A 24,566-nucleotide genomic window follows, 5' to 3' on the forward strand; every position below is an offset into this window, starting at 1 on the left:
CCAGGATTACTGCAATTCTGCGAGTATGAACCGCGAGCATCCGCGCGAAACGGAGCTTGTCCTCGAATACGGCCGGCGCGTGGCGCAGGAATACCGCGCGGCCCTGCCGGAGCTATATGCCGCCCATGAAAGCGCGGTCGCCGCCAAAATCCTGAAGGAATGGCGCATCGAAGGTACGCCGTTCACCAGCGGCATCGTGAACAAGAACAACCCGCTCAAGTACCATTTCGACAGTGGCAACTTCAAGGGCGTGTACAGCAACATGCTCGTCTTCAAGCGGGACATCGAGGGCGGACACCTGTCCTGTCCGGAGTACGGGATCGGCTTCGAGTTGAAGCACAATTCGCTCCTCATGTTCGACGGGCAGGACATCCTCCACGGGGTCAAGCCCATCCGCCGGCTCACGCCGGACGTGATGCGCTACTCCATTGTGTACTACTCCCTTCGCAAGCTGTGGCAATGCCAGCCGGTCAATGAGGAGATCGCGCGCATACGGCGCGTGAAAACCGTCCGCGAGCTGAAACGGCGTAAGCGCTGAACCCTATGGATGGACCAGAACCGAAACCCAAGGAATGGTCCGGACGGGGCCGCCCACCGATCTGCGACGGATGCGGAAAGGTGAAGACCCGCTGTACCTGCGGACGGGGCCGCCCGCTGAAGGTCACACGCGAGACGGTCAACCTACTCCGCGAGGCGTTTCGCGTCGGCTGTACGGACGAGGAGGCCACCGCCTACGCGGGCATTTCTCCGCGCGCCCTGTACTACTACATGAAAAAGTATCCGGAGTTCCGCGAGGAGCGCGAACGGCTAAAACAGCTTCCGACCATATGGGCGCGCCACAACGTCGTCCAGGCAATCAGCAAGGGCGACATCAACCGGAGCCAGTGGTACCTGGAGCGCAAGATGAAGAACGAGTTCGCTTCCCGGACGGAGCTTTCCCCGCCGCAGGAAAGCACGGAGGACGCGCTAGACATCATCGCCTATGCAACCGGAAAACCTGCACAAATTGAGCCAGCTGTTCCGGGAGAACGGGCCGGACAGTCCGAGGATCGCGCTCTCCCCGACCCAGCAGAAGATTTTCCTGACGATTTTGACGCGGTCCCACCCTCGGAACCAAGCGATATTACCGACGCAGTTTGGCAAGAGCATGACCGTCGCCTTGGCGACCTTGCTGAGAGTGACGCCTCGGCCTGAGCATTGGACCATCACCGCGCCCAGCGAGAAGAAGGCGCAGATTTCCATGGGCTACGTCATCGACCACGCCTTCGACGACAAGATGTTCCTGTCCCAGCTGGAGATTGACACGCCGCTTGACCGCCTCCGGCGCGAACGGAGCCGGACCAAGCTCACCTTCAAGCGCGGCGGAAGCATCCAGACCCTCACGCTCGACGCGAAGAACGGCAAGCGCAACCTGGAAGCCGCGATGGGCCACGGTTCCCAGAACGTCATCCTCGACGAAAGCTCGCTGATCGACGACAACCTCTACGCGACCGTGAAGCGTATGCTCGGCGGGTACAAGGACAACTTTCTGTTCGAGATCGGCAATCCGTTTCACAACAACCATTTCAAGCGGACATGGGAAGACCCGCGCTACAACAAGTTCTTTGCCGATTACCGCATCGCGCTGGCGGAAGGGCGCTACACGGAGGACTATATCGAGGAGATGCGGAAGGAGGCGTTTTTCGACGTCTTCTACGAGTGCCGCTTCCCGCGCGAGGACGAAGTGGATAAGGACGGTTATCGACAGCTTGTCCTCACCAAGGACCTGGTACAGGAAATCATGGCGATGCCCGTCCCGCCCGAAGCGGTTCCGGGCCAGCCGTCCGAACCGTTCCCGCCGCTCAAGCTCGGCGTGGACGTCGCCGCCGGCGGGGACCAGAGTGTGTTCTGCCTCCGGCGCGGGAATTGGGCGAAGATCCTGCTGGAACACGGTTCGCCGGACACGATGGTGAATGTGGCCCAGGTCATGCGCTTCATCGAGGAGTACGGCATCAGCCCGCAGGACGTCGCCATTGACGACATCGGCGTAGGATGCGGCGTCCGGGACCGCCTCCGCGAGAAGGGACTGCCCGTGTGGGGCGTGAGCGTGGGCGCGCCGGCGCACCGGAAAGAGCGCTACGCCAACCTCCGCGCGGAGCTGTTCTGGAAAGCGAAGCAGTGGTGCGAGGCCGGTGGCCGGCTCGTCCCGCATCCCGAATGGCGCCAGCTCACCTGGGTGAAATACAATTCCGACACGGACAAGCGCGTCATCCTGGAGCCGAAGGACCAGCTCAAGAAGCGACACGGGCGCTCGCCGGACCACGCCGACGCATTTTCCCTGACTTTCTACGAACCGCCCTCCGTGGGCATAATAGCCCGTTGACCTATGAAAAAAATCAACGAAATCGAGCTACGCGATCCCGTTCGGAACAACCAGCGCCTCTGGTATTCCTACATCCAAGGACTGATTGAGAACGCGCCCTTCTCGACCATCGAATTGCGCCTTACCGTGAAGAACGGGAGCGTGATGACCATCAAGGCCATCGAGGAAAAGAGCGTGAGCATCCACAACGACGCCTGACCTTGCGCCGTACGCGGGACAGAATGTACAATCTAAATAAGCAATCTCCGTGCGGAAGTACCGACGGATGCCATCTTTATCGGCATCCGTCTTTCTATCTATGGGAAAAATCAAAGACCTGTTCAAGAACCTCCAGCGCAAGGCCTACTACGGCGTCCAGTTCACCCGCATGGCCGCCCGTTTGGGCGTCGTCGGCAAGACCGCCCACCTGAAGGCGTACGAGGACAGCCTGTACGTCTATGTCGCCGTCAAGAAGCGCGCCGAGAAGGTCGGCCAAATCAACTTCGTCCTCAAGGGCGCGGGCGAGCAGGAAGTCCTGAAGCATCCCGTCCTCGACCTCCTGTACAAGCCGAACCCGCACCAGACCAAGAACGAGTTCTTCGAGCTGTATCAGACCTATAAGGATCTGGTCGGCGCGACGTTCATCTACCTCATCCGCACCGGCGAAAAGGAAATCCCGTCCGAAATGTACCTTCTCCGCCCTGACCGCGTGACGGTCCAGCTCGCGGAAGACGGGACGGTCGTGGGATACAAGTACAAGGTCGGCCTGGAGGCGAAGGAAGTGACCATGGCCGCTTCGGACGTAATCGCCAGCTTCTATCCGTCCCCGCTCAAGGGCTTCGAGGGCCATTCCCCGCTGATGGCCGGCGGCAAGACCGTGGACACCGAGGCGGCGCTGAGCGAGTACCACCGATCCGTCCTGCAGAACGGCGGCAAGGTCGAGGGCATCCTCAAGTTCAAGACGGAATACCTTGCCCGCGAGCAAATCAAGGAAATCCGTGAGCAATGGTCGGAGGAAATGAGCGGCGCGGAACATTCCGGCCTTCCGCTCGTGCTGTACGGCGATACGGATTACCAGAACCTCGGCCTCAGCCCGACGGAGCTTTCCTTTATCGAGAGCCGGAAGATGACGCGCGACGACATCCTCGCCCTTTATGGCATCCCGCTCGCTCTGTTCGCCCAGGACGTGGGCGCACTCGGCGGTAACGGCTACGAGGCGGCCAAGCGGATGTTCCTGAGCGAGACTATCAAGCCGTTGCTCGACAACCTGGTGCAGAAACTCAACGAGTTCCTCGTGCCGGAACCGATGAACCTGGAGTTCATTGACCCGACGCCGGAGGACGTGGAGCTGAAGCTCAAGGAGGCGGAGAGCGGCCTCAAGAACAGCTATTTGAAAATCAACGAGGTCCGCGAGCTGATGGGCTACGAACCGGTGCCGGAGGGCGACGTCATTCTCCAGCCGTTTGGCTTGATGCCGCTCGGCGAGACTTTCGACGATCCGGAAGAACCGGTCGAGAAAGCGAAGGGACGCACCCAGCACGCGCTCCGCAACAAGAACGTCCGCGACTACTACCGCAAGCAGAGCGTGGAGAAGTTCGAGCGCCGCGTCCGCATCTTCGACCGCGCGCTCAACAAGTACCTCCGCGAGCAATCGGATCGGCTCATCACCGCCCTTGGCGGGAAGAAGGCGCTGACGAAGAACGTCGTGGACGAGGCGTTCAACATGAGCCTGGAAGTGGACCTGGCGAAGACCGCCCTGCTCCCGTTCTTCGAGCGCTTCTACAAAGAGGCCGGAGAGGACGCCGCGCTTTTCGCCGGTAGCGGGAAGCCGTTCAAGCTCGGCCCGACCGCCAGCGCGACGCTCGCCAAGCGTTCCAAGTTCTTCGCGGAGAGCATGAACAAGACGACCTTCAAGGAATTACAGCGCCAGTTCCGCATCTCCCTGGACAAGGGCGAGCCGCGCGAGAAGCTCATCGCCCGCATCGAGAAGACCTACAAGGGCATCAGCAAGGCCCGCGCCAAGACCATCGCCCGCACGGAAGTCCACGTCGCCGTCCAGGAAGGGACCTTCGCCGGTTACAAGGACGCGGGAATGACGACGAAGATTTGGGTGGCGGTCATGGATGCCGATACGCGCGACAGCCACGTCGAGGCGGACGGCGAGGAAGTGCCGATTGACCAAGTCTTCTCCAACGGCCTCATGTTCCCCGGAGATCCTGGCGGCTCAGCGGAAGAAACGGTGAATTGCCGATGTACTCTATAACCAAACCCTATATGCAGACATTCAAGACCGGACAAAAGACCGTGACCGTATCAGGCACTCCCGAACAGCTGGGAAGCGGCAAGGTTCCTTCGGAGCTGGTAATCAAGGCGCTCGCGGCGAACACGGGGACCATCTGCGTCGGCTACAGCTCTGCGACCGCGCAGAAGGCAAGCGGAGATTTCTTCCCGCTCGCCGCCGGAGAAAGTCTCGCGCTCGCTACGGACAACCTCGACGATATCTGGTTGGATGTGATGGTGAGCAGTGACGGAGTGGCTTACGCGCATGAGGTGCAAATCCAAGACTGATATGGCCGACCATAAAAGCGTCCTGACCGACGCGCAAATCAAAGCGGCCTACGAACGCAACTCCGATACCAATGAGTTCGCCGATGCCGATCGCACGAAGCTCGACGGCATCGAAGCCCTTGCAGAGGTCAACCCGACCAATGCGGAAACTAAGACCGCTTATGAAGCAAACGCGGATACCAACGCTTTCACGGATGCGGAGCAGACGAAGCTGGCTGGCATAGAAGCTCTCGCGGACGTGACAGACGCGGCGAACGTCGCGGCGGCCGGTGCGCTCATGGCCGACCAAGACCTTGCCGACCTTACCAGTGCCGCGACGGCGCGGGACAACCTCGGACTGGATACGAAGGCCGACCCAGGAGCGTTGACCAACTCGCTCGGCGACACGAACGTGGATGGGACGCTGGAGGCGTTCTCCGGCCTAAGCACCATCAGCATCCCCGCGTTGGAGCGGAACCTGTCCGAGCTGAACGCGAAGATAAACGCCCTGCGGACGGTCCTCACCGACTTAGATCTCATCGCATAATCCTATGGCAATTACCCAACACTGGCTCTGCCAGACCTGCGCAGAGGATGTCAGCACTTCCGCCAACGCCGCTTCCCATATGGAAGCGAACGCTGGACACAAGATGGAAATCTACTTCACGGACGAATAGCTATGACGAAGCAATACCTACAAATCAAGCTCGCGCCCACGACCGTGGACAAGGAAGCGTTCACCGTGGAGGGCGTCTTCTCGACGATGGACACGGATCGGCACGGGGACGTCGTCCTGCAAAATTGGGAGCTGGACGCTTACCTGCGGAACCCTGTCGTGCTGAACAGCCACAACTACGGCGACGCCGCCGAAATCGTGGCGCGTATGTTGGATATCGGCGTCGTGGACAACAAGCTCCAGGGCAAGATGGAGTTCGCCGTAAAGGAGAACCCGAAGGCCAAGGTCATCTTCGACCTCATCGCCGGCGGCTTCGCCAATGCCTTCTCCGCCGGCTTCATCGTCCTGGAGTTCGGCCCGAACGGGGAAATCCTCAAGAGCGAGCTTCTCGAAGTGTCCGTGGTCAGCGTACCGGCCAACAGCATGGCGGTCGCCAAGGCCAAGGGCATCGACGTGGACGCGCTCGAACCGCGTGCGGAGGAGGACGAGGAGGAAGTGGAACCGGAGGAGGACGAGGATCCGGAGACGCGGACCTGCGCCGCTTGCGACGCGGAAGTGGAAGGAGAGCCGGTCGTGGCGAAGCTCGGCCCGCTCACGGTCAAGATTTGCGCGGAGTGCGCCGCGAAAGCGGTACCGCCGGCCAAGGTGAAACGGGCGAAGCCGGCAAACAAGAAACTGGTAATCCTCCGTGCCATGGAAGGCATGGTGAAAGACCTCGGCGAGAAGGAAAAGGTCGATACACGCCGCGCGGCGCGCGACGTCCGAGCCGAGACGCGACGGATTGCAAACAAGATTATTCGCAACCTAATTCAAGAACGAAAAAAGTTATGAACAAGTTCCTGAAACTGTTCTACGCGCTGATGGCCAAGGGCTACGCGACGGACGCGGAAAAGGCGAAGCTGAAGCAGTACGCCAAGTCCGAAGACGCTCCGGCCGACGCCGAGGAAAAGGTGGAAGAAGCGGAAGCGCTCCCCGCCGAAGCTCCGGCCGAAGGCGAGGAGGAAGTGGATGAAGACGAGGAAGAAGTGGATGAGGTAGCCGACGAGGAGGCAAAGTCCCACCTCAAGAAGCTCCTCTCCGCCACGGCCAAGTCCATGCGCGCGGAGATGAAGGCGGAAATGACCGCCTGGAAGAAGGAGCAGTCCGAGCTGATGGAAAAGCGCGCCGGATTGTTCAACAAGGAAGTGCAGAAGGATCGCTCCGGGCTGAACAAGCGCGTGAAGACCTTCGTCACTGCCCTCATTGACCGCGACGTCGCCATCCTCAAGGACATGAGCGGAGCTACCGGCGCGGCCGGCGGCTACCTCATCGACACCGAGCTGGCGGCGGAAGTGGCGCATCTCCAGACGGAGTACGGCGTCGCGCGCCGCGAGTTCTTCACCACACCGTTGACGAAGGGTTCCATCCTCATCAACAACCTGGCCACGGACGTTTCCGTGTACTGGACGACCGAGACGTCCGCCAAGACTTCCAGCGAAGTCGCGATCGGACAGGTGGAGCTGGTGCTCAAGAAGATCGCGGTCATCGTCCCGATGTCCGACGAATTGCTTGAGGACGACGAAATCGACCTCGTGGGCTTCCTCACCTCCCGCATCGCGGAAGGCATGGCGAAGAAGGAAGACGAGGCGTTCTTCAAGGGAGACGGAACCAGCACCTACGGTTCCTTCACCGGTATCCTGCTCAACTCCAGCGTGAACGAAGTCGAGATGGCCGCCGCGACCTTCTCCTCCATCGACGCCGATGACCTCATCGACATGGTGGATGCGACGCCGCAGGGCGCGCACGCGAACGGCAAGTTCTACATGCACCGCACTATCATGTCCTTCGTGCGCAAGCTCAAGGACAGCGATAACCGGTACATCTACCAGGCTCCGTCCGACGGGGGTCCGGCGACCATCTGGGGCTATCCCGTGGTGCTCGTCGAGGCAATGCCGGCGAAGGCCGACAGCGCGGCCGAAACCGCATTCGTCGCGTTCGGCGATCTCAAGAAGGCGTGCTGGCTCGGTTACAAGCAGGGCCTCCGCGTCGCTATCAGCGACCAGGCCACGGTACGCAACACGGCGGCGAACGCGGACATCGACCTGTTCCGACAGGACATGACCGCCCTCCGCGTAGTGGAGCGCGTGGGCTTCGTGGTGGTCGTAGCGACCGCCATCACGGTCCTCAAGACTGCCGCCGAAAGCGCGTAGTCCGGTTCCGGCTACATCGTAGTCCGGCGCTGGGAAAGGGAAGGGCGCGTCGGCTCCCTTCCCCTCCCGCGCGGGCCTATGAAGAAATACACTTACAAGAAACGGGACGGGACGTTGGTCTATTCCAACACTCCGCTGAACGCGAACGACTTGCTCCTCCGAGGATGGACGCAGACGTTCGGCGTGAAGACCGCCGCCATAACGCACGGCGACGCCGTTGAAAAAGAAATCCTATGAGCGTCCTGCGACCGTACACAACCGAAGCGAAGGTGGAGGCGTTCCTGAACAAGTCCATCGTAACGGGTGAGGCGGACTTCCCCATCAACGCCGCCGTGGACATCATCGAGAAGCGGACGGATCGCGTCTTCTACATTCCCGAAGTCACCAGCGACGACGATACCGGCGAACCGAGTGAGCGACTGTTCGACGGAAACGGACGCAACAAATTGCGCGTTGACGAGTGTGTCGCCGTCACGAAGCTCGAAGTCAGCAGGGACGGATGGGGCGACACCTTCACGGAAATCGTCGTGGGCGGGGCTAACGGTTACTACAAGCTCCCGACCAACGCCGCCGCGCGTCTGTTGCCCTTCAGCCACCTGCTCCTGCGCTCGGACACCTTCCAGCGGGGCGTGCAGAACATCCGCGTGACGGCCAAGTGGGGCTACAGCGCCGATCCGCCGGAGGCGATTTCCCTTGCGGCGACCATCCTCGCGGCCGGCATCTATAACTACAATCGCGGCGGCGGCGGGAGCAACGTCAAGAGCGAGAGCATCGGCAACTACTCCGTCAGCTACGACAATGCCGACGGCTGGGACGAGCTGGACAAGGCCATGAAGATTATCGAGCAGTACCGGCTCATCTCCCTATGATTTCCCGCTTCTACACGACGACTTTCACGATCAAGCGCCTGACCTATGCAAGCAACATCGGGACGTGGGGCGCGACGGGGACGTTCCTCGGCCACCTCCAGCAGGTCACGCAGGAACAGGTAATCCGCCTCGCCAACGCGCTCGTCGTCAGCCATGCCATCTGGTGCGCCACGGACACGGACGTGGAAATCGGGGACGCGCTGGAAATCACCGGCCGGACCTTCACCGTCCGGGCCATCCAGACCAACGACACCGGCGCGAACGCGCACCTGGAATTGCTGGTCGAGGAGGACACCGAACCCGTAAGCGCCTGAGTATGATTATCAAAATCAGCGTCAAGAACGCAGACGCGGTAGCACAGGCATTCAGACACTCTCCCCAGAAAGTCTCCTACGAGGTATCCCAGTTCCTCACGAAGGCGATGAGCTACCTGAACCAGACGCTCCTCCGCAATCCCTGGCGGATCGGTATGAGCGGCGGCGGCGTACCGGTCAAGACGGGGAACCTCCGCGACACGCACCGCCGGACGATGACGAAGATGGGGTTCACCATCCAGCCGACGGCGAATTACGCCCAGCATGTCCACAAGAAGCGGCCATGGCTGGTCTACGCGGCCACGAAGAACGAGAAGAAGGTCGAGAAGGCGGCCAAGGAGATGCTCGACGCCATCGCCCGCTCACTTACCAAATGACGCCTATGCTCACGACACTCATCACGAACATCAAGGACGCGCTGGAGGACGTGGCAGGGCTGGACGGGAAAGTCTATCCGTATCCCGTCTCGAAGCCCGCCGGTTATCCCTTCGCCGTCTTCTTCCCCATCGCGTTCAACAACCGCTTCCTTTCCTCGGCGGAGAACATGATCGGCGAACGGTTCCGCATCTTCCTCGTCTACGAGACGCAACAGGCCGGCCTCGAAAACGTCTGGAAGACCTTCCTCCCGAACCTCGTTGATGCCGTAAGGAACGAGCTGGCGGAGACTTGGAACCAAGGTACAATAGGGGGGAGCGGCCGCGTCTGGTGGTCGCTCGAAACGGGGGAGTGGACGCAGGAGATTACTCAGCAGGGCGGGACCGTAACGGCTTCCCTGGACCTCATCGTCAATTATTCAACTGATATCTAACCAATCGTTATGCCCAACATCATCGGACGGCAAATCGAAGTCGGAGTAGGCGTCGAGGAGACGCGCGGAACGGTACAGAGCGCACCGGAAAAGTGGATGAAGAAGATTACCGCCAACATCGTCGAACGGGCGGAGAAGATCGTTGACCAGTCCACGCGCGGACGGCTGGAGGACGCCGAGAACGCCCGTGTCGTACGGAAATGGGTCGAAGGGGACTTGGAAGGCAACGTCCATGCCGACGCCATCGGGTATCTGTTCCTCAATATCTACGGAGCGGTTACTTCGACGGTGGTCGCTGGTTCAGCCGTCCCCGCTTACGACCATGTGTTCTCCCTCGCGCAGAACCTCCAGCACCCTTCCTTGACGTTCGTGGTCAAGGACGGCGGAGTGCAACAGCGCGGGTTCAATGGCGGGATGCTCTCGGCGCTCACGCTCGACGCGTCTGTCAACGACTTCCTCAAGTTCAAGGCCAGCATCATGGCCCGCGAAGGCGCGACCAACGCGGACAGCGTCACCTACGACACAGAGTACGACTTCATCGGGCGCGATATCGTCGTGAAGGTCGCCGACACGGAAGGCGGCCTCGCCGGTGCAACCGCGACGAAGGTCAAGAGCTTGAGCGTAAACTGGAAGACGGGCCTCATCCCGAACCATGTCCTCGGATCCTACTCGCCGGACGACATCTACAACGGCCAGTTCGAAATCGACGGGCAGTTCTCGCTCGACTACATCGACAACACCTTCAAGGACCTGTTCCTCGCGGACACGAACAAGTACATGAGCATCACCATCACGGGGGCGGCGAGCATCGACGAGGACGACAACAATCCGACCATCACGCTGATCCTGAACAAGGTACAGGTGATGGACTGGAACCGCGAAGGCGGAGCCGCTGACCTCGTGACATCGCCCATCAGCTTCAAGGCGTTCTACAATCCGACGGACGCGGAAATGTCCACGCTCACAATCCGCAACCTCACCGCCGAGTACGACGAACCCGTAAGCGCCTAGCGCATTGACCTATGAACGAACACAAGACCTCGGACGGAGTAGTAATCCTTTTCAAGGAGTTCATCACCGGAAAGGACAGCCGGACCATCAGCCGATCCATGCTCAAGGACGTGGAGTTCGGGGTAGACGGCAAGCCGACCAAGGGGTTCAACGGGAACCTCATCGACCTCCAGGAGGACGCGCTCATTTCCTGCGTCGTCACTTCCGTTGGCGGCGACACGGAAGGCGTGCTGGAAAAGGTACTCGCGCTTCGTAGTGCGGACTACGATGCCGTCCTTGAAAAGGCCAAGGCCATCGCGGGACTGTCGGAAGAAAAAAAAACGACATCTTTCGCCAGTGCGTCAGCTTAGCGCAAGGCAAGACGACGATGGTGGACCCGATGCTCAAGGCCGTCATCGTCTGCAAAGAGATGGGCTGGGACTGGTACACCTACCTCTCCCAGCCATCGTGGATGCCGGAAGTTCTCGATCTCATCCATCAGGCGGAAGCGCAGGTTTCAAAGAATAGAAGCGACTGACTATGCAAACGAACGTCCAAATCGTCCTCGACCTGGTGGACAATGCCTCGTCGAAGCTCACCAATGCCGGGAGCAAGCTGAACGGCTTGGCCCGTGATTTCGCGCCCATCAGCGCGGCGGCAGGCGCGGCGGGGGTTGCGGTTGGATTGTTCGCGAAGAACGCGGTACAGGCGTATTTTGAGTACGAACAGGCGACGCTCCGAATGGCGAAACTGTCTAACAACGCCACGGGGGCGACCTTTGAGCAAATTCAATCCCTTCGGGAACAGGCAGTCGCATTGGAGCGCGTGGGGGTCGTGAGCGAGGAGATGATCCTTATGGCGCAGGGAACCATCGCTACCTTCGGTTTGCAGACGGATAGTATCAAGCTACTCACGCCAGCCCTCCTTGACATGGTGGTAGCGGAGAAGGGAGTAAACGCGACCACTTCAGACCTCATCGGCTTCGCCAATGCCTTGGGAGGCGCTCTGGAGGGCAACTATGGCGCATTGACCCAGCGCAACTTCCGTCTCTCGGAGGCGACTAAGGAAATCATTGAACACGGAACCTCCACGGAGAAGACAGCGGAGATCGTGAAAGTCCTCAACGAATACTATAAGGAATTCAATGAGACGATGCGGAACACGGCGGCGGGAAGCGTCAAAGCCCTTTCGTTCGCTTTCAATGACATGAAGAAGATTATCGGTGAAGCCCTATTGCCGACCATCGTCGAGCTGGCCCAGCAACTGGAGAAGGTCATCCTCGTCGTTACGGAGTGGATAAAGGAGAACAAGGAGCTGACCGCCTGGCTGGTCAAGTGGACGGTCATCACCCTGGCCGTGGTCGCCGCCATCGCGCCGCTCCTGTTCGCCATGGCCGCCGTCGTGACAGTCGCCGGAAAGGTCATTGTCGCCATCAAGCTCATCGGCGTAGCGCTCGCGTTCCTGGCCGCAAACCCGCTCATGTGGGCCGTGGTCGCCATCGGCGCGCTGGTCGGCGCCCTGGCCTATGTCCATGCCAAGCATCCCGCCCTGTGGAACGGCATCGTCAGGACGACGGAGAAGGCCGTCAATGCCATCATCCGCGCCCTCCTGTTCCTGTTCCCTGGGTTCGAATTGTTGATCATGGTGCTCAATAAGTTCGGCGCGAACATTCCCGAATTGAAGGTCAATCTCGAGTTCGCGACCGTCGCGCTCGACGACATGGGACAGCGGTTCGTCGAGTACGGCCCGCACATCGAGGAGGCGACCTTCGGCCTCACCGACTTCATGGGTATCCTGACCAACACGGAACAGAAGCTCGCCGCGACCGGCGAGGCCGCAACCGCAGGAGGCAAGGCGGCGGCGGAAAGCGTGAAGGAGTGGGAAAAGCTCGAAGACGCGGCGGCCTCCCTCGCGGACACGCTCTCGACGAAGCTGACGGAAAGCGAGGACAAAATCCGTTCCATCAAGGAACAGATGTCAGACTTGGTACTCGGCAAGGTCAAGAGCGAGATGAGCGAACGCCAGTCCCTCGCCGAGAAGTATGTGAAGTTCCAGGACGGCGTGGCGGAGCTTGAAAAGAAGATCGCGCAGGAGACGCAGACCGCCCAGCGGAACATCATCAACGCATCCGACAAGGAACGGCGAGCGATCCTCCGCAACGAGTTCGAGGAGAAGCTCGGCCTGATGAAGGCGGAGCTGGCGGAAAAGCAGGCGACGCTCGCCGCGCATCAGCACTGGGAAACGCTGTTCGGGACGGAGATCAACGCCATCCGCGAGTTCAACCGCCTCGACGATTTGGAAAAGGCGCACTCTGTGTTCTCGCAGAACATGCTCCTCATCCAGCAGGAGTTCGACCTCAAGAACGAGAAGCTCCGCAACGAGCTTATCGCCGAGACGTTCGTGAAGGAGCAGATCATCGCCCTCAAGCAGGAGGCGGCGGATGCCACAATCGCCGTCCTCAACTCCGTAGAAAGCCAGACGAGCGCCTCGATTGCCCGGACCATCACCCGCTACCAGGCGCTCGAAGCGGCCGCACGTCGCGCTGGAGAGGCCCAGGCGGGGGCCATGGGCATGGGGAGCCTCATTGGGGTCGCCCGTCGCGCCGTGGGCGGTTTCGTGACCGCTGGGCGTACCTTCATGGTCGGGGAGAATGGCCCGGAGTTCTTCACGCCGTCCACGAGCGGGTCGATTACGCCGAACGGCTCAATCGGAGGCAGTACGAACGTCACGGTCAATGTCACGGGGAACAGCATCTCCTCGAAGCTCGACCTCCGCTCAATCGCGGACGAGATCGGCAACCAAATTATCGGGAAGCTCAAGATGACGCGCCGGATGGCATAGTATGGCCGTAACCGTCACAATCAACGGGGTAGACCGCTCGGCCAATATCGACTGGCCGAGCTTGTCCGTCAGCCAGATCCGCTCGTCGCAGGTGGACAGCTGTGAGTTCCGCCTCCTTTTCGACGGCGCGGATGCCAATTACAAGCCGGACCTCGATGACGAAGTGATAGTTGACCACGACGGGGACGCGGTATTCGGCGGGGTCGTCGTCCGTTCCACGCAGGAAGTGAAGGGGCCGGACCTGCTCATCTACTCCATCGAGGCGGCGGGGTTCGAGCGCGTCCTCGACCGTCGGCTGGTCATCCGCGACCTGTCCGGCGAGACGGGCTTCCTCATCGTGAACACGCTGATGAACGACTATGTGAACCTCATCCGGCGCATCGCTGGGAGCTTCGACAATGCGGAGACGTGGGTAGACGAGACGGGAACGACGGCGGCCGAGACGGATGAGATCGTCTACGGGGACGAGGCGCGTTCCTCGACGCTCTCCGCGAACGGCGTGATCGAGACGCGCCGCGAGGCCACGCTCGACTTCACGGAGTACGACAACGGCGCGGCTGTGGGAGCCGATGCTCGCTTCACCTTCTGGGTTCACCTCACGGGCGCGGCGCACCTGTTGAACCTCCGTCTTCGGTTCGGCGAGGAGACGGGCGGGACCTATACCAACTATTTCGAATACACCAAGTCTTCCGGCTTCAAGAACGGTTGGCAACAAATCGTCATAGATCGCGCAGACTTCGATGAGACGGGTTCGCCCGCATGGGCCAGCATCGAGACGGTCCAGGTACGGGCCGAGGCGAAGTCCACGGGCGGCCTGACCGTCATCTTCGACGATCTCCGGCTCATTCCCGCCGAAGCGTTCACGCAACAGGCCGTGGCCGGACTGGATAGCGATATCAACTACGGGCGGTTCATCTACGAACCGCTGTTCGACGTGTTCGTGCAGATGGCCGAGAACAACGGCCTGGATTGGTACATCGACACGGAACGCGACCTGCACTTCTTCCCTTCCACGGACGAGAGCGCTCCGTTTGACCTGACGGATACGAGCGCGAATTACCTCTGGGAGAGCTTGTCCATCCGTACGGACATTTCCAACATCTACAATGAAGTGTTCATCGTCGGCGGAGAGGAAGCCGGAACGGAGCGGACGGACGACCTTTCCAATCAGGCCGACGGATCCAACGTCATGTTCCTGCTCGCATACCGCTACTCGGACGTCTCCGTGACGCTGAACGACGGAAGCGGTCCCGTCACGCAGACGCTCGGCATCGACAATGTGGACGACATTGCCGACTTCGACGTGCTGTTCAACTTCCAGGAGAAGCTCCTGCGCTGGCAGACCGCACCGGCGGATGGCGACATCGTGGAGATCACGGGCAAGCCATACCTGCCGATCGTCGTCTCGGAAGCCGACCTCGGCTCCATCGCAACTTACGGGGTCTTCCAGTTCCACAAGGAGGACAAGTCCATCCAGACCCGCGCCGCCGCGCGTGAGCTGGGCCTCGGCCTCCTGACGCAACACCGCGATGCCCTGGAGGAAGGGGGGTTCCTGACCTACGAGGGCGGTTTGCGGGCAGGACAGAAGATAAACATCACCTCGATCGTCCGGGACGTGGCCGAGGACTTCATCATCAACGGCCTGGACATGACCATGCGGACGCCGGACGAACCGCTCTACGCGGTCAGCATCGTCTCGGCGCGGACGCTCGGCCTCATCGAGATCCTCATCCAACTGCTCCGCAAGAAGGAACCCGTCGGCGACGAGGCGCTGACCCTTCCCGCCTACAACGTGCTGGAGGAAATCCAGGTCGCCGAGCAAATCACAATCGAAGCGCCGGAGAACGTCGCGGAGGACATCGAGGCGAGCGAGGAAACGGAGGAATTGCTCAACTTCTCGCCGACGTGGGTCGCAGGGTCGTACTCACCGACCGGACCTCTATCCGTGGACCCGAACCGTCCGGCTTTTTGCGACACAGGTTGTCTGATAACATAAAGAGAACGCTTATGAATACGCTCGTGAATGAAAATCTCAAGGTGTCTGGCGACCATATCGTGCAGACGCTGGCCAAGGGAAGCTCGCGGGAATATTTCGATTTCGTGGCTAAGATTAGGGCTTCCATCGGCAACGTCTCCGGCGCGAAGCTCCGCGAGATGATTGCGGAGTTCAACCGCCAGTTCGCCGTCTGGGAACGGGTCACGGAGAACATCGTCCCAACGGTCGCCCGCGCCGCGCTCGCGGAGGCATGGTCCGGTCAAGCCGCCGCGCTCGCCGACGTGGAAGTGGATACGCAGGTCATCGGGACGGGAACGACCACTCCGGCGAACGGGGATACCGCGCTGGAGACGCAGACGGATAGCAAGACCATCGCTTCGCAGTCGGTAAATAGTAATCAAGCGTTCAATACGGCCATCTGGCTGGCAGGCGACCTGAACGGAACCTATTACGAACACGGCTTGCTCATCAACGGGAGCGTCCTCGCCTCGCGCGTCCTACTCAATTCTCCGTCCGGCATCGCGGTCGGAGCGACGGATACACTTACCGTCGAGTTCCGTCACACCTTCACCTAGACCCTATGAATTACACGCAAAAGGAATTGGACGGCATCAAAGGCCACGTCGAAAAGACGCTCAAGGCGGACTACGGCAACGCGGCGGTCGCTTCGCTTGCCATCGAAGCGGACAAGGACAACCAATCCGTCCTCGCCATCACGACCGGATCCGCGCTCGGCGACGTGACGGCCAAGGTCCGGTTCAGCAACGAAGTCCTCGAACGCGCGAAGTCCGACCTCAAGACGCTGTCCTTGGTCGTGGACAAGCTCAAGGCGCAGTCCGTCCGCGCCGTAACCGCCAAGGCGTTCGAATGATATGGGATACTCATGGACAGAAGGCGAAGAAGTAACCGCAGAGAAACTGAACAAGACAGGAGACGCTCCGGCCCTGCTGAACTGGTACGGGATGCTGTTTAGCTCTACTGGATTTCCGAGTTTTACTTCTGCTTTCGTAATGACCCAGGATGGGAAGGTCATGCTCGGCGGCGAGACGACTTCATGGCGAAAATGGACGCGTCTTCACGAAGGGATGCCGCCTAGAAGGGACGCTACTGCAGTCGTTTCGAGCTTGACGATTACTCCGAACATGGCCGTCTCGTTATATGACGGGGCCACGGAATACGTCCTCGCCTGCGCAACTGGCGGAACGGATGTCTATCGCTATGACAGCGATGGCACGAACGAGGCCCTCTGCACAATTTCCGGTACGGCGATCGGCACGGGAGCGACGCGAATGGGTTATGACCCTTCCACCGGATACGTCTACATCATGGACGGTTCGGACAAGGCCTCGACGACGATACGCCGGTATACCTTCACGGGCACGACGCTCACCTTCGTCGATACGATTACGCTTTCCACTGCGCCTTTGAACTTGGGAAGGACGCAGATGTGGATTGGAGCTAATTACATCGTCATCGAGCAAGATACGAATAACTCGCTGGATTTCCACCGTTACGGAAAGGACAGCGGGACGGAAATCGAGGCGTCGATGGCCTATAATTTTTCCACGACCCAGCAAAGCGGACAATACCTCCGCCATCCTGTGAACCTCGCCGGATACCTCGTCACGGAAATCCAAGCGGGCGCGGACGTCAATATCTTCTTCATCAAGTTCTCACCTGACGACTTGCCGTTCTAAACGCATTAGTATATGCCCGCGCCCATCATCTCAAAGGAAACGCTCGTCCCTATCAGTCTCATCGTCGTCGTTATCGGCGCGGCGGCTTGGGTCGGCGGCATCAAGACGGAAGTGGCCACGCTCCAACGGGAGGTCACGATACTCCGCAACCAGATGGTCGATGCCAACCAGAAGCTCGACACGCTCCTGGGACGGCAGAATATAACCGCTCGATGATATGAATACCGGCTTTCTGCCCAATCCGTTCGATCCGCGCGATGCCTGGGAGGACGAAATCGCGGGCGGGGAAAATGTTTCACATGAAACAATCCCGCCGTCCTTCCTACCGGACAAGCTCTCGTTCGAGCCGCAGGGTGCATGGCCCTTCTGCGTCGCGTTCAGCGGGAGCAAGCTGTTGGAAACCTTGATACGCCGGACGACCGGAGAAACGCCGGAGTTCAGCCAGATGCACCTGTTCTTCCGCTCCGGCGGGACGCGGAAGGGGAGCTGGTTCCGTGCCGTCCTGGAAGTCATGCGCCAGCACGGTTGTATCGACTACGGCCGGATGCCCATGCCGGAAGCCCTCTACGACCTCACGGGCTTCGAAATCTACCAGGGGAAGGCGCGGGACATACCTTTTGACCCAGCCACCAAATCCGCCGGCTACGTCCGCATCGACCCTTCCCCGGACGCGGTACGCAAGGCCATCGTGAAATACGGGGCCGTGCAGGTCGGCGTAGCGGCGAGCGGAGTGTATTGGAAAGACCGCACACAGCGTCCCACGGGGGCCGTTACGGATCATGCGGCCGTCCTGGACGGCTACGCGGGCGACGGGGCGTTCCGCAAGCTCGACAGTCTCCGCCCAAGTAGCGACTACGACGGATACCACTTCCTCTCCCCGGACTACGCCTTCGACACCGTCTACGCCCTCACCGCGCTCCCGGACGACTGGAAGGAACGGCGGGACGCGGCGCGGACAGCTCCTCCGGGGAACGCCGATCGGTACGGCAAGCCGCGCGACTACGAGGCGGAGCTGAAGTTCGCGGCGCAGATGCTCGCGGAGTTCCAGCGGTTCAAGAACCAGAGCGTCCTGGAAGCGGCAGGACGGTTCTGGGAGCTATACATCCGGGCAGGCGTATACGGCGGATATAATCTCTCTTATCGTAAATGGGGGACGTGGCAACCTGGCGACCTCATCAACGATTGTTACCACTGGCGCAGGACTGGCAAGCACATCTTCGACTTCGACCTTCCGCGCGACCAGCAGGGGTTCTAACCATTTACCTGAACGCTTATGGAAATCTTGATAGGTGCGGCGGTGGCGGTAGCCACGCAGATCTCGAAGAAGCTCGTGGCGAAGTTCGGTTCCGAGGTTACATTGCTCATCGTGTTTGCGGCCTGCGCCGTCCTCACCATCGTCCTCCAGGCAATCGAGAATACGACCGGCGGGCCAGGCCTCATCGAGGCCGTTGCGCGATCCTTCGCGGCCTCCATCGCGACCTACGAGGTCGTCATCAAGCGCGTCCCAGGCCTCGGCCGGTAAAGAAAAAACAGTCCGTTCCGTTTTGGAACAGACTGTTTTTTTGCGCGCTACTTCTTCTTCCGCTTCTTTTCCTTCTCCTCCTCAACAGCGGTTAGGTAGGCAAGGAAGCCGAAGGTGACGCCGAATATCGCGCCGGCAAGGAAACCGACGATGAATACGCCCGCCATATTACCTCCCGACGTTTACGAACGGAACCGTGTTTCCCATCATGTACGCGGGCAGGACGCCGTTCCATTTCCGAACCGCCTCCAGCTCGATGAGGCTGGCGTTGTTGGCCAGCGCTTCCGATTGGATACGCAGACTTTCCGCCTCCGCTTTGGCTGTCACGACCTTTTGATCGGCCTCGTACTGGATTTGCTCCAGCTTGTTCTTTGCGGCGAGTGCGTCCTGCTCCGCCGTCACCTTCCGTTCGATGGCCTCGTTGAAGCTGGTGGAGAAACTGAAATTTACGATACTCACGTCCTCGACCACGAAGAACCGCATCGCCTCCCGCGCGGCGAGGGCGGCGCGCATCGCGTCCTTGACCTCGGTACGCTTGGTAATCAGCTCCTCCGCCGTGAATTGGGCGGTCGCCGCCTTCACCGCTTCCTGCAAGGCGGGCGCGATGAGCGTCCTTTCGTACTTCCCTTCCGTTTCCTGATAGAGGGCGCGCACCTTGTCCTCGCTGACGCGGAAGTTTACCGCGACCTTCGTGGTCACGCTCTGCAGATCCTTGCTGGCCGCGTCCGCATCCGCCTCGACCTTCTGCGTGCGAATATCGTAATGCTGGATGGACCAGAACGGGTTTATAAAATGGAAGCCCTCCGAAAGGACCACGTCGTGAACCTTTCCGAACTCCGTGACGACGCCGCGATGTCCCGCGCTCACAAGCGTGAACGGGGAGAGGATAACGACGACGACCAGGAGGACGACGCCGATGACTAGAGGAATGGCGAACTTCATAGATTTCTTGTGAAGAATAAGTCGGTTGAACCGCTAGCCCTCGTACTCGTAATCGACCTCGTTGGGTAGCGGGATGCGTATACCGTGTTCCGTGAGCGCCCAGGTGCGTATCCGTGCAAGGTACTCCTCCTTCTCGACGGTCGAAAGGGAGGCGGTCGAGCGCGTCCGTTCCAGAGGGCCGTCCGTGAGCCGGAGGAACTTGAACTTGAGCGCCTCGTGCATCTCGTCGGGAAAGTAGCCGAACGCGTCGGCAAGGATTTTTACGGGCACCGCCCAGTAGTATTTATTTTGATTGTTGCTCCGATCCTTCCGGTACCGGCGGACGATGACCTTGGCGTCCGCGCCCTCCTTGAAGCGGAAGCGCAACCACTCGCGGAGCGCTTCCGGTTGGTACAGGATGAGCTTGCCGCCCTCTACGCGGGCGCGGAACGTCGGTTCAGGTTGCGTTTCCATACTTGCCTTCTAGATATTTTTTCTCCTGGCGCCACGCCGCCGACGATCGCGGGTATTTGTCGAAGTCCGCATCCGTCGCGCGTTGGTAAGCCAGGTGCCGGTTCAGCTCCTTGTTCAATCCCTTTCCAAGGTGATGGAAATGGCACAGCGGAACGATGGCGAAGGCCTCCTGGAGCTGGCGGCCGCGCGCGTACAAGGAATGTTCCCAGGTCACGCGTCCGTCGCAATCCGGTCCGTCGCGCGCGCATTGGCGCATATACGGGTCCGCCGCCAGCCGCGCGCGCAACGCCTTTGGCATCTTGTTCATAGGGGAGGTAGCGGCCACTCCTTCACGAGGAAATGCCGCGCCGTGAAATGCTCGCATTTGAGAAGGACGCCGCGCGATGCTCCCCGATTGCCGGCGCGCCCGACGATCCGCGCCCACCCCCGTACGCACCATTCGCGGAGCGTCACCCTCAATTCCTCCGTGCGGATGACATACGCCATACGTGGAACCACGAGGACGAAATAATCCGCCCGTGTCCGCGCGATGCCGGACGGCCGGCCCTCATACTCGAACTCGAAGAAGAAATTGCCCGTATCCAAGCTTTTGTAGTCTCTCTTTACCTCAAAGGTCGTTCCGCCGTCCGTCTCTATATCCCAGTCCAGGAAATAACCACCCACTTTCCTGGGGTTCATAAAGCCGTAGGTGGGGAGTACCGCGCACACCCGATCCTCCGCGACCTGGCCAGACTTGAGCGTGTCTGCGAAGTCGGCCATACGGTCAGCGTTGCCTCCAGGCGTTCAGCGCGCGCCAGACCGGACGCGGCCACCAGATCCAGCGGCGGCGCATCCGCGCGTGGCCGGCGAGCGCCTCCGCTTCCGTCGCGTAGCGCATCATGTCCATGTCCCTGAAGCTCTTGCCTGGAAAGACCATTGTCTCGAAAATCAGCGGTCGGCCGTGACCGTATCCGTGGTCAATGCCTAGCCAGACGGTGCTGACGCGCAGTCCGTTCCACAGGCGTTCCTGCTTCACGATTTTGTAGTCCTTGTCCTCCATCCGCCGCGCGAATACCTCCGTGCTGATGGGGGCGCCCGACCTGTTGTAAACTTTCATGCGGTAATTTTTCATTTGAATGTCACCTCCAATTCCGGTTCGAACTCGTCGATGGCGCGCTTGATGTCCGAAGTGAAAGCGCCGACCCACAGACACAGGGCGAACGGGAGCAAGTCCCACCAACCGTGTAACACTGCAAGCAGGATGCCGGCGAAATAACCGACGAGGAACACTACGACGGGCGCGTACCGCAACCGGATGTAGACCGGCAGGAGCAACAGCTTGATAGTCATACGGGCTTGCATTTCTTACAGGTCGGGAACTCCTCGTGCTTCCAGCCGGAACAGCGCGGACAGACGCGGCCCAGCTTCTCCATCGCCGATCGGTGGCAGTCATAGCAGTTTTGAAACTGCGGCTTCTTGTGGCCTCCACACGCGCAGAGATTGTCGTCTTTCATAGGCGGATTTTTAAGATGTCGTTCGCGTAATTTTCTTCCATCTCCCGCGCCGCCGCCCTCTCCTTCATGCGCCAACGGTTCCATTCCTCCGGCGTAGCGGGAAGGATGAGGGCGCGTTGGCAGGTCAGCGCATAGCCGAGATATTTTCCTGCGGCCGCGCGGTTCTTTTTGAAGAAGGAGAAGATGTTCATATCAGTCCTTCGCGCCCGCCGATGCGCGGATGAAGCCGTACCAGAACGCGGCCATCATGTTCGCGCCGCCGTCTTCGAAGTCTGTGACGACCTGCATGCGCGCGCGGTCGATGTTCCAGCCCTCCGCGTCCGGCTTGACCGGAACCTGCAGGAACGCCTCGCACCCGTCTAGGGAGACGCTGGCCAGCATCAGCACCTCGCAGCGATCGGGATGCTCTGACGGCACAATTCCTTCCACGTCCGCGTTCTTTTTGACCTTGACCATATAGGCGATTGTTGCCAGCGTCGCCAACAGCGGCTGTTCCCCGTTCGCGGCGGCTTGCCGGCCGAGGCGCTCCAGCGTCTGTTCGCGTTCCTCCGTCGTGTCCCAGCCGTTGAAGATGACCAGCGGATGTTGCGTACCATTCCGATTGTTCAGGATGAGCACCGGCGGCGGGTCATTCTGTTTGCCGATCCATGGGGCGGCGTACAAATCCAGGAGGCCGAGCAGGTGTTCCTTTGTCGCTTCTTCGTCAGGTGTGCGTTCGCCCGCCCCCTCCCGCATGGCGCGGAGCATCAGCTGGTATTTCATCATACGGATTTTTCAGTGCGCTTCATGTGTGCCAACTTAAGGCCGCACAAGAACGAGGCGACGACGCTCTCGCTTCCCTCCGGGGCGTTCTTGTCCATCGCCAGCCTGAACGCGGCGTCATAGACCGCGCCGACGGGATATTCGCCCTCGTCGCTTTCGACCTTCGTGAGCAGGTGCATCGCCAGCATTGAAAACAAGGGACGCAGTTTTTCCACCCTTGCCGCTTCTTCTCCTTCAAGCGTTGCGGCAATATGCTCGACGGCCTGGAAAAAGTCGGCCGTGATGAACTTCGGTTCTTCCATAATTCTATGCGCTCTCGGCGCAGGATTTACATTTTATATACTCCGCGTTCTTCGTGCCGCCGCACGCGCACAGCCGCCCTTCGGAGGCCAGCTCGTCGCGGTAACAGCGCGGACAGATCGGGTGGCCGGCCTCCTTGTGCGCCCCGCACGCGCAACGGCGGTTTCCTTCCGTCGCCATACTACCGCGCGTACCGGCCCTGCTCCCACGGCTTCGCGGGGTTCGGGTCGTCCGGCAGGACCGTGCCGCCGAACGCCTCCGCGACCGCTTCCGCCGTATCCTCGGCCTGAGGCATGACCGCCGCCGTTTCCCGCGCCTTCTTTTCCGTGATCTGCTTGCCCATCTGGTCGATGACCTTGCCGGCCTGGGCCGCCGTCAGCTCCGCCAGCTGGACGCCGAAGGTCTTTTTGCACCATTCCTCGACCGTCTTCGGTTCCGCGCCGGCCTCCACGATGAGGGCGTTGACGGCCTTTTGCTGTGCCACGGTCATCTTCGGCGGTTCCTGGGGCTTCGCCTGGGGCGCTGTGGAGGCGCCCAAGGGCTTTTTCGGCGCTACGGGGGGCTTGGGCCGTTCTGGGGGCTTCGGCGCGCTCTCCGGCTCGTTGGCGTCCGTATCCTCGTCGCCGGTGATGATGCCGAAGGCGTTGCAGAAGGCATAGCGTTTGGCGAAGGTGAGCGCGGCGCCGACCTTCTGCGGGCCGGACATGAACGCCTCCTTGTCGATCGGGACGCGGAAGGTGGACTGCTCGCTGTGGCCCAGCTCGTGCTTGACCGTGCAGATGGCCTTCACCTCGCCGGCGACCTCGGATTGCTCCGTCGTGACGGCGTAGGAAAAACCTTGCCGACTGATGAGCGCCTTTGTCTGGTCGATGATGGCGTCGATGGGCGCGTAGCTGTAGCGGGCCTTGCCGAACTTGTCCTTGACGACCTTCGTCTTGCGGATGGTCGGCATCTCCCCCTGGAGGCGGGACATCGCGGCGTCGTAGGCCTCCTTGCCGGCCTCGGCGCGAAGCTCGCGGCGCATAGCAAGGAACTTCTCAATAGTCTCGACGGGCAGACCCTTCTCGATGGCCTGGCCGATGAAGGCCTCGATGGGGAGCGGGGCGAGGCGCGCCGGCGCTTCCATGATTTCTGATTTAGTAACGGGGGCTTTCTGACTTTTCATAGGGAACCGTTAGGGGATTATACGCTCCATTATATGCCACCTTGCGGGGTGCGGCAATGGCCTAGGCGATCGGGCATCCGGCGGCGCGCAGGGCCTCCAATCCGCCCTCGTCGTCGTCCACTTTGAAGGCGGCGATGATGAAGCTGGCCGAGCCGATGGTCAGGTTCCGCTCGCACCACGTCTCGAAGTTGGCGAGCCGGTAATCCGCCTCCTCGTGCGGACCCTCGTGCCGCCACGCCTCCGGCAGGTAATCGTCGCAGACGCGCATCCGCATGGCCAGATAATTGACCTGTTTGCTCGTCGGCGGCTCGTGCAGGGATTTGCTGGGCATACTAGGCGCTGGGCGGTTCCTCGACCTTGTTCGGGACGTACCGGAAGCCGGAAGTTTCCTCCGCGACCGCCGCGCCGGTATCGCGCTCGTGCTTGCGCTTCGTGGCCAGGTCCTTTTCCAGGTCCACGATGACGGGCGAGTACGACCACTTCGCCGTCTTCGTCACGATGAACGCGCCGCGCTTGCCGGGGAGCTTCTTCATGCCGGACGCCTCGACCGCCGCACAGACCTGCGGCTTGAGACTTTCCTTCACGCGCTCCAGCTCCTCGATGGCGTTGCACACGAACTCGTACTGCGTCAGGGCTTCGGACATAGGGCTATTGGGTTACT

Annotated in this window: 38 protein-coding genes; 25 read left to right on the forward strand and 13 right to left on the reverse strand. The window is 60.6% G+C overall.

From position 1 onward, the window contains the following. The 25 genes from Q8Q08_12760 to Q8Q08_12880 form a co-directional block, all read left to right on the forward strand. Positions 1 to 538: hypothetical protein (locus Q8Q08_12760; GenBank protein ID MDP2654884.1), on the forward strand; the 538-nt coding region annotated here is incomplete at its 5' end. An 80-nt stretch (positions 539 to 618) separates the two neighbouring features. Next, positions 619 to 1,194: a hypothetical protein gene (locus tag Q8Q08_12765; protein MDP2654885.1), complete on the forward strand. Its 576-nt coding sequence runs from the start codon at positions 619 to 621 to the stop codon at positions 1,192 to 1,194. Beyond that, complete coding sequence (locus tag Q8Q08_12770; protein MDP2654886.1) at positions 1,148 to 2,362, forward strand: hypothetical protein; 1,215 nt, start codon at positions 1,148 to 1,150, stop codon at positions 2,360 to 2,362. Before Q8Q08_12765 ends, Q8Q08_12770 begins: the two co-directional genes overlap by 47 nt. Positions 2,363 to 2,365: 3 nt before the next feature. Further along, a complete protein-coding gene (locus tag Q8Q08_12775; GenBank protein ID MDP2654887.1) occupies positions 2,366 to 2,560 on the forward strand; it encodes a hypothetical protein in 195 nt (64 codons plus the stop codon). 100 nt (positions 2,561 to 2,660) lie between these two features. Continuing rightward, a complete protein-coding gene (locus Q8Q08_12780) occupies positions 2,661 to 4,604 on the forward strand; it encodes a phage portal protein (protein ID MDP2654888.1) in 1,944 nt (647 codons plus the stop codon). A gap of 11 nt (positions 4,605 to 4,615) precedes the next feature. Further along, complete coding sequence (locus Q8Q08_12785; protein ID MDP2654889.1) at positions 4,616 to 4,909, forward strand: hypothetical protein; 294 nt, start codon at positions 4,616 to 4,618, stop codon at positions 4,907 to 4,909. A gap of 1 nt (position 4,910) precedes the next feature. After that, positions 4,911 to 5,435, forward strand: a complete 525-nt coding sequence (locus tag Q8Q08_12790) for a hypothetical protein (protein MDP2654890.1) — start codon at positions 4,911 to 4,913, stop codon at positions 5,433 to 5,435. A 132-nt stretch (positions 5,436 to 5,567) separates the two neighbouring features. Beyond that, on the forward strand, positions 5,568 to 6,395 hold the full coding sequence (locus Q8Q08_12795; GenBank protein ID MDP2654891.1) for a hypothetical protein: 828 nt from the start codon (positions 5,568 to 5,570) through the stop codon (positions 6,393 to 6,395). Then, entirely contained in the window at positions 6,392 to 7,753 is a 1,362-nt protein-coding gene (locus Q8Q08_12800; GenBank protein MDP2654892.1) for a phage major capsid protein, read from the forward strand. The genes Q8Q08_12795 and Q8Q08_12800 overlap by 4 nt, the downstream gene beginning before the upstream one ends. A gap of 78 nt (positions 7,754 to 7,831) precedes the next feature. Continuing rightward, positions 7,832 to 7,990 carry a hypothetical protein gene (locus tag Q8Q08_12805; protein MDP2654893.1) on the forward strand — a complete coding sequence of 53 codons (159 nt, stop codon included), beginning with the start codon at positions 7,832 to 7,834 and terminating at the stop codon, positions 7,988 to 7,990. After that, positions 7,987 to 8,622, forward strand: coding sequence for a hypothetical protein (locus tag Q8Q08_12810; protein MDP2654894.1), 636 nt, complete (start codon positions 7,987 to 7,989; stop codon positions 8,620 to 8,622). The genes Q8Q08_12805 and Q8Q08_12810 overlap by 4 nt, the downstream gene beginning before the upstream one ends. After that, positions 8,619 to 8,936, forward strand: coding sequence for a hypothetical protein (locus Q8Q08_12815; GenBank protein MDP2654895.1), 318 nt, complete (start codon positions 8,619 to 8,621; stop codon positions 8,934 to 8,936). The genes Q8Q08_12810 and Q8Q08_12815 overlap by 4 nt, the downstream gene beginning before the upstream one ends. Positions 8,937 to 9,043: 107 nt before the next feature. Beyond that, positions 9,044 to 9,313 (forward strand): hypothetical protein, encoded by a 270-nt coding sequence (locus Q8Q08_12820; protein MDP2654896.1) that lies wholly within the window; start codon positions 9,044 to 9,046, stop codon positions 9,311 to 9,313. Between the two features lie 5 nt (positions 9,314 to 9,318). After that, positions 9,319 to 9,744 carry a hypothetical protein gene (locus Q8Q08_12825; GenBank protein ID MDP2654897.1) on the forward strand — a complete coding sequence of 142 codons (426 nt, stop codon included), beginning with the start codon at positions 9,319 to 9,321 and terminating at the stop codon, positions 9,742 to 9,744. 9 nt (positions 9,745 to 9,753) lie between these two features. Beyond that, positions 9,754 to 10,755 (forward strand): phage tail tube protein, encoded by a 1,002-nt coding sequence (locus Q8Q08_12830; protein MDP2654898.1) that lies wholly within the window; start codon positions 9,754 to 9,756, stop codon positions 10,753 to 10,755. Positions 10,756 to 10,766: 11 nt separating this feature from the next. Then, on the forward strand, positions 10,767 to 11,105 hold the full coding sequence (locus Q8Q08_12835) for a hypothetical protein (protein MDP2654899.1): 339 nt from the start codon (positions 10,767 to 10,769) through the stop codon (positions 11,103 to 11,105). 17 nt (positions 11,106 to 11,122) lie between these two features. Continuing rightward, positions 11,123 to 11,272, forward strand: coding sequence for a hypothetical protein (locus Q8Q08_12840; GenBank protein MDP2654900.1), 150 nt, complete (start codon positions 11,123 to 11,125; stop codon positions 11,270 to 11,272). A 2-nt stretch (positions 11,273 to 11,274) separates the two neighbouring features. After that, a complete protein-coding gene (locus Q8Q08_12845; GenBank protein MDP2654901.1) occupies positions 11,275 to 13,575 on the forward strand; it encodes a phage tail tape measure protein in 2,301 nt (766 codons plus the stop codon). Between the two features lies 1 nt (position 13,576). Beyond that, positions 13,577 to 15,571, forward strand: coding sequence for a hypothetical protein (locus Q8Q08_12850; GenBank protein MDP2654902.1), 1,995 nt, complete (start codon positions 13,577 to 13,579; stop codon positions 15,569 to 15,571). An 11-nt stretch (positions 15,572 to 15,582) separates the two neighbouring features. Further along, the gene (locus tag Q8Q08_12855) at positions 15,583 to 16,146 is read left to right on the forward strand and encodes a hypothetical protein (protein MDP2654903.1); all 564 of its coding nucleotides are present in this window, start codon (positions 15,583 to 15,585) and stop codon (positions 16,144 to 16,146) included. A gap of 5 nt (positions 16,147 to 16,151) precedes the next feature. Then, the gene (locus Q8Q08_12860) at positions 16,152 to 16,442 is read left to right on the forward strand and encodes a hypothetical protein (GenBank protein MDP2654904.1); all 291 of its coding nucleotides are present in this window, start codon (positions 16,152 to 16,154) and stop codon (positions 16,440 to 16,442) included. Between the two features lie 271 nt (positions 16,443 to 16,713). Then, positions 16,714 to 17,268, forward strand: coding sequence for a hypothetical protein (locus tag Q8Q08_12865; GenBank protein MDP2654905.1), 555 nt, complete (start codon positions 16,714 to 16,716; stop codon positions 17,266 to 17,268). Between the two features lie 12 nt (positions 17,269 to 17,280). Then, entirely contained in the window at positions 17,281 to 17,484 is a 204-nt protein-coding gene (locus Q8Q08_12870) for a hypothetical protein (GenBank protein MDP2654906.1), read from the forward strand. A gap of 1 nt (position 17,485) precedes the next feature. Beyond that, a complete protein-coding gene (locus Q8Q08_12875; protein ID MDP2654907.1) occupies positions 17,486 to 18,523 on the forward strand; it encodes a hypothetical protein in 1,038 nt (345 codons plus the stop codon). Positions 18,524 to 18,541: 18 nt separating this feature from the next. Beyond that, entirely contained in the window at positions 18,542 to 18,790 is a 249-nt protein-coding gene (locus Q8Q08_12880) for a hypothetical protein (protein MDP2654908.1), read from the forward strand. Positions 18,791 to 18,958: 168 nt separating this feature from the next. Here Q8Q08_12880 and Q8Q08_12885 read toward each other — a convergent pair whose 3' ends face one another. The 13 genes from Q8Q08_12885 to Q8Q08_12945 form a co-directional block, all read right to left on the reverse strand. After that, positions 18,959 to 19,606, reverse strand: a complete 648-nt coding sequence (locus Q8Q08_12885; GenBank protein MDP2654909.1) for a prohibitin family protein — start codon at positions 19,604 to 19,606, stop codon at positions 18,959 to 18,961. A gap of 159 nt (positions 19,607 to 19,765) precedes the next feature. Then, positions 19,766 to 20,185, reverse strand: coding sequence for a hypothetical protein (locus Q8Q08_12890; protein MDP2654910.1), 420 nt, complete (start codon positions 20,183 to 20,185; stop codon positions 19,766 to 19,768). Further along, positions 20,169 to 20,492, reverse strand: coding sequence for a hypothetical protein (locus tag Q8Q08_12895; GenBank protein MDP2654911.1), 324 nt, complete (start codon positions 20,490 to 20,492; stop codon positions 20,169 to 20,171). The genes Q8Q08_12890 and Q8Q08_12895 overlap by 17 nt, the downstream gene beginning before the upstream one ends. Further along, on the reverse strand, positions 20,489 to 20,944 hold the full coding sequence (locus Q8Q08_12900; protein ID MDP2654912.1) for a hypothetical protein: 456 nt from the start codon (positions 20,942 to 20,944) through the stop codon (positions 20,489 to 20,491). Before Q8Q08_12900 ends, Q8Q08_12895 begins: the two co-directional genes overlap by 4 nt. A 4-nt stretch (positions 20,945 to 20,948) precedes the next feature. After that, complete coding sequence (locus tag Q8Q08_12905; GenBank protein MDP2654913.1) at positions 20,949 to 21,296, reverse strand: hypothetical protein; 348 nt, start codon at positions 21,294 to 21,296, stop codon at positions 20,949 to 20,951. Next, complete coding sequence (locus tag Q8Q08_12910; GenBank protein ID MDP2654914.1) at positions 21,293 to 21,514, reverse strand: hypothetical protein; 222 nt, start codon at positions 21,512 to 21,514, stop codon at positions 21,293 to 21,295. Before Q8Q08_12910 ends, Q8Q08_12905 begins: the two co-directional genes overlap by 4 nt. Positions 21,515 to 21,674: 160 nt before the next feature. Then, positions 21,675 to 21,869: a hypothetical protein gene (locus Q8Q08_12915; protein ID MDP2654915.1), complete on the reverse strand. Its 195-nt coding sequence runs from the start codon at positions 21,867 to 21,869 to the stop codon at positions 21,675 to 21,677. 1 nt (position 21,870) lies between these two features. After that, positions 21,871 to 22,443 (reverse strand): hypothetical protein, encoded by a 573-nt coding sequence (locus Q8Q08_12920; protein MDP2654916.1) that lies wholly within the window; start codon positions 22,441 to 22,443, stop codon positions 21,871 to 21,873. Next, a complete protein-coding gene (locus Q8Q08_12925) occupies positions 22,440 to 22,742 on the reverse strand; it encodes a hypothetical protein (GenBank protein ID MDP2654917.1) in 303 nt (100 codons plus the stop codon). The genes Q8Q08_12920 and Q8Q08_12925 overlap by 4 nt, the downstream gene beginning before the upstream one ends. Positions 22,743 to 22,746: 4 nt before the next feature. After that, a complete protein-coding gene (locus Q8Q08_12930) occupies positions 22,747 to 22,920 on the reverse strand; it encodes a hypothetical protein (protein MDP2654918.1) in 174 nt (57 codons plus the stop codon). A gap of 1 nt (position 22,921) precedes the next feature. Further along, positions 22,922 to 23,905 carry an ERF family protein gene (locus Q8Q08_12935; protein ID MDP2654919.1) on the reverse strand — a complete coding sequence of 328 codons (984 nt, stop codon included), beginning with the start codon at positions 23,903 to 23,905 and terminating at the stop codon, positions 22,922 to 22,924. A 61-nt stretch (positions 23,906 to 23,966) separates the two neighbouring features. Further along, entirely contained in the window at positions 23,967 to 24,236 is a 270-nt protein-coding gene (locus Q8Q08_12940) for a hypothetical protein (protein ID MDP2654920.1), read from the reverse strand. A gap of 1 nt (position 24,237) precedes the next feature. Continuing rightward, complete coding sequence (locus Q8Q08_12945; GenBank protein MDP2654921.1) at positions 24,238 to 24,489, reverse strand: hypothetical protein; 252 nt, start codon at positions 24,487 to 24,489, stop codon at positions 24,238 to 24,240. Positions 24,490 to 24,566 lie beyond the last annotated feature (77 nt).

The organism is Candidatus Omnitrophota bacterium (assembly GCA_030688425.1).
Taxonomy (GTDB): domain Bacteria; phylum Omnitrophota; class Gorgyraeia; order Zapsychrales; family JANLHA01; genus JAUYIB01.

Coding starts and splice junctions, on each gene's coding strand:
- Q8Q08_12770 (MDP2654886.1), top strand. CDS start 1,148: ATGACCGTCGCCTTGGCGACCTTGCTGAGAGTGACGCCTCGGCCTGAG.
- Q8Q08_12775 (MDP2654887.1), top strand. CDS start 2,366: ATGAAAAAAATCAACGAAATCGAGCTACGCGATCCCGTTCGGAACAAC.
- Q8Q08_12780 (MDP2654888.1), top strand. CDS start 2,661: ATGGGAAAAATCAAAGACCTGTTCAAGAACCTCCAGCGCAAGGCCTAC.
- Q8Q08_12785 (MDP2654889.1), top strand. CDS start 4,616: ATGCAGACATTCAAGACCGGACAAAAGACCGTGACCGTATCAGGCACT.
- Q8Q08_12790 (MDP2654890.1), top strand. CDS start 4,911: ATGGCCGACCATAAAAGCGTCCTGACCGACGCGCAAATCAAAGCGGCC.
- Q8Q08_12795 (MDP2654891.1), top strand. CDS start 5,568: ATGACGAAGCAATACCTACAAATCAAGCTCGCGCCCACGACCGTGGAC.
- Q8Q08_12800 (MDP2654892.1), top strand. CDS start 6,392: ATGAACAAGTTCCTGAAACTGTTCTACGCGCTGATGGCCAAGGGCTAC.
- Q8Q08_12805 (MDP2654893.1), top strand. CDS start 7,832: ATGAAGAAATACACTTACAAGAAACGGGACGGGACGTTGGTCTATTCC.
- Q8Q08_12810 (MDP2654894.1), top strand. CDS start 7,987: ATGAGCGTCCTGCGACCGTACACAACCGAAGCGAAGGTGGAGGCGTTC.
- Q8Q08_12815 (MDP2654895.1), top strand. CDS start 8,619: ATGATTTCCCGCTTCTACACGACGACTTTCACGATCAAGCGCCTGACC.
- Q8Q08_12820 (MDP2654896.1), top strand. CDS start 9,044: ATGAGCTACCTGAACCAGACGCTCCTCCGCAATCCCTGGCGGATCGGT.
- Q8Q08_12825 (MDP2654897.1), top strand. CDS start 9,319: ATGCTCACGACACTCATCACGAACATCAAGGACGCGCTGGAGGACGTG.
- Q8Q08_12830 (MDP2654898.1), top strand. CDS start 9,754: ATGCCCAACATCATCGGACGGCAAATCGAAGTCGGAGTAGGCGTCGAG.
- Q8Q08_12835 (MDP2654899.1), top strand. CDS start 10,767: ATGAACGAACACAAGACCTCGGACGGAGTAGTAATCCTTTTCAAGGAG.
- Q8Q08_12840 (MDP2654900.1), top strand. CDS start 11,123: ATGGTGGACCCGATGCTCAAGGCCGTCATCGTCTGCAAAGAGATGGGC.
- Q8Q08_12845 (MDP2654901.1), top strand. CDS start 11,275: ATGCAAACGAACGTCCAAATCGTCCTCGACCTGGTGGACAATGCCTCG.
- Q8Q08_12850 (MDP2654902.1), top strand. CDS start 13,577: ATGGCCGTAACCGTCACAATCAACGGGGTAGACCGCTCGGCCAATATC.
- Q8Q08_12855 (MDP2654903.1), top strand. CDS start 15,583: ATGAATACGCTCGTGAATGAAAATCTCAAGGTGTCTGGCGACCATATC.
- Q8Q08_12860 (MDP2654904.1), top strand. CDS start 16,152: ATGAATTACACGCAAAAGGAATTGGACGGCATCAAAGGCCACGTCGAA.
- Q8Q08_12865 (MDP2654905.1), top strand. CDS start 16,714: ATGGCCGTCTCGTTATATGACGGGGCCACGGAATACGTCCTCGCCTGC.
- Q8Q08_12870 (MDP2654906.1), top strand. CDS start 17,281: ATGCCCGCGCCCATCATCTCAAAGGAAACGCTCGTCCCTATCAGTCTC.
- Q8Q08_12875 (MDP2654907.1), top strand. CDS start 17,486: ATGAATACCGGCTTTCTGCCCAATCCGTTCGATCCGCGCGATGCCTGG.
- Q8Q08_12880 (MDP2654908.1), top strand. CDS start 18,542: ATGGAAATCTTGATAGGTGCGGCGGTGGCGGTAGCCACGCAGATCTCG.
- Q8Q08_12890 (MDP2654910.1), bottom strand. CDS start 20,185: ATGGAAACGCAACCTGAACCGACGTTCCGCGCCCGCGTAGAGGGCGGC.
- Q8Q08_12895 (MDP2654911.1), bottom strand. CDS start 20,492: ATGAACAAGATGCCAAAGGCGTTGCGCGCGCGGCTGGCGGCGGACCCG.
- Q8Q08_12900 (MDP2654912.1), bottom strand. CDS start 20,944: ATGGCCGACTTCGCAGACACGCTCAAGTCTGGCCAGGTCGCGGAGGAT.
- Q8Q08_12905 (MDP2654913.1), bottom strand. CDS start 21,296: ATGAAAAATTACCGCATGAAAGTTTACAACAGGTCGGGCGCCCCCATC.
- Q8Q08_12910 (MDP2654914.1), bottom strand. CDS start 21,514: ATGACTATCAAGCTGTTGCTCCTGCCGGTCTACATCCGGTTGCGGTAC.
- Q8Q08_12915 (MDP2654915.1), bottom strand. CDS start 21,869: ATGAACATCTTCTCCTTCTTCAAAAAGAACCGCGCGGCCGCAGGAAAA.
- Q8Q08_12920 (MDP2654916.1), bottom strand. CDS start 22,443: ATGATGAAATACCAGCTGATGCTCCGCGCCATGCGGGAGGGGGCGGGC.
- Q8Q08_12925 (MDP2654917.1), bottom strand. CDS start 22,742: ATGGAAGAACCGAAGTTCATCACGGCCGACTTTTTCCAGGCCGTCGAG.
- Q8Q08_12930 (MDP2654918.1), bottom strand. CDS start 22,920: ATGGCGACGGAAGGAAACCGCCGTTGCGCGTGCGGGGCGCACAAGGAG.
- Q8Q08_12935 (MDP2654919.1), bottom strand. CDS start 23,905: ATGAAAAGTCAGAAAGCCCCCGTTACTAAATCAGAAATCATGGAAGCG.
- Q8Q08_12940 (MDP2654920.1), bottom strand. CDS start 24,236: ATGCCCAGCAAATCCCTGCACGAGCCGCCGACGAGCAAACAGGTCAAT.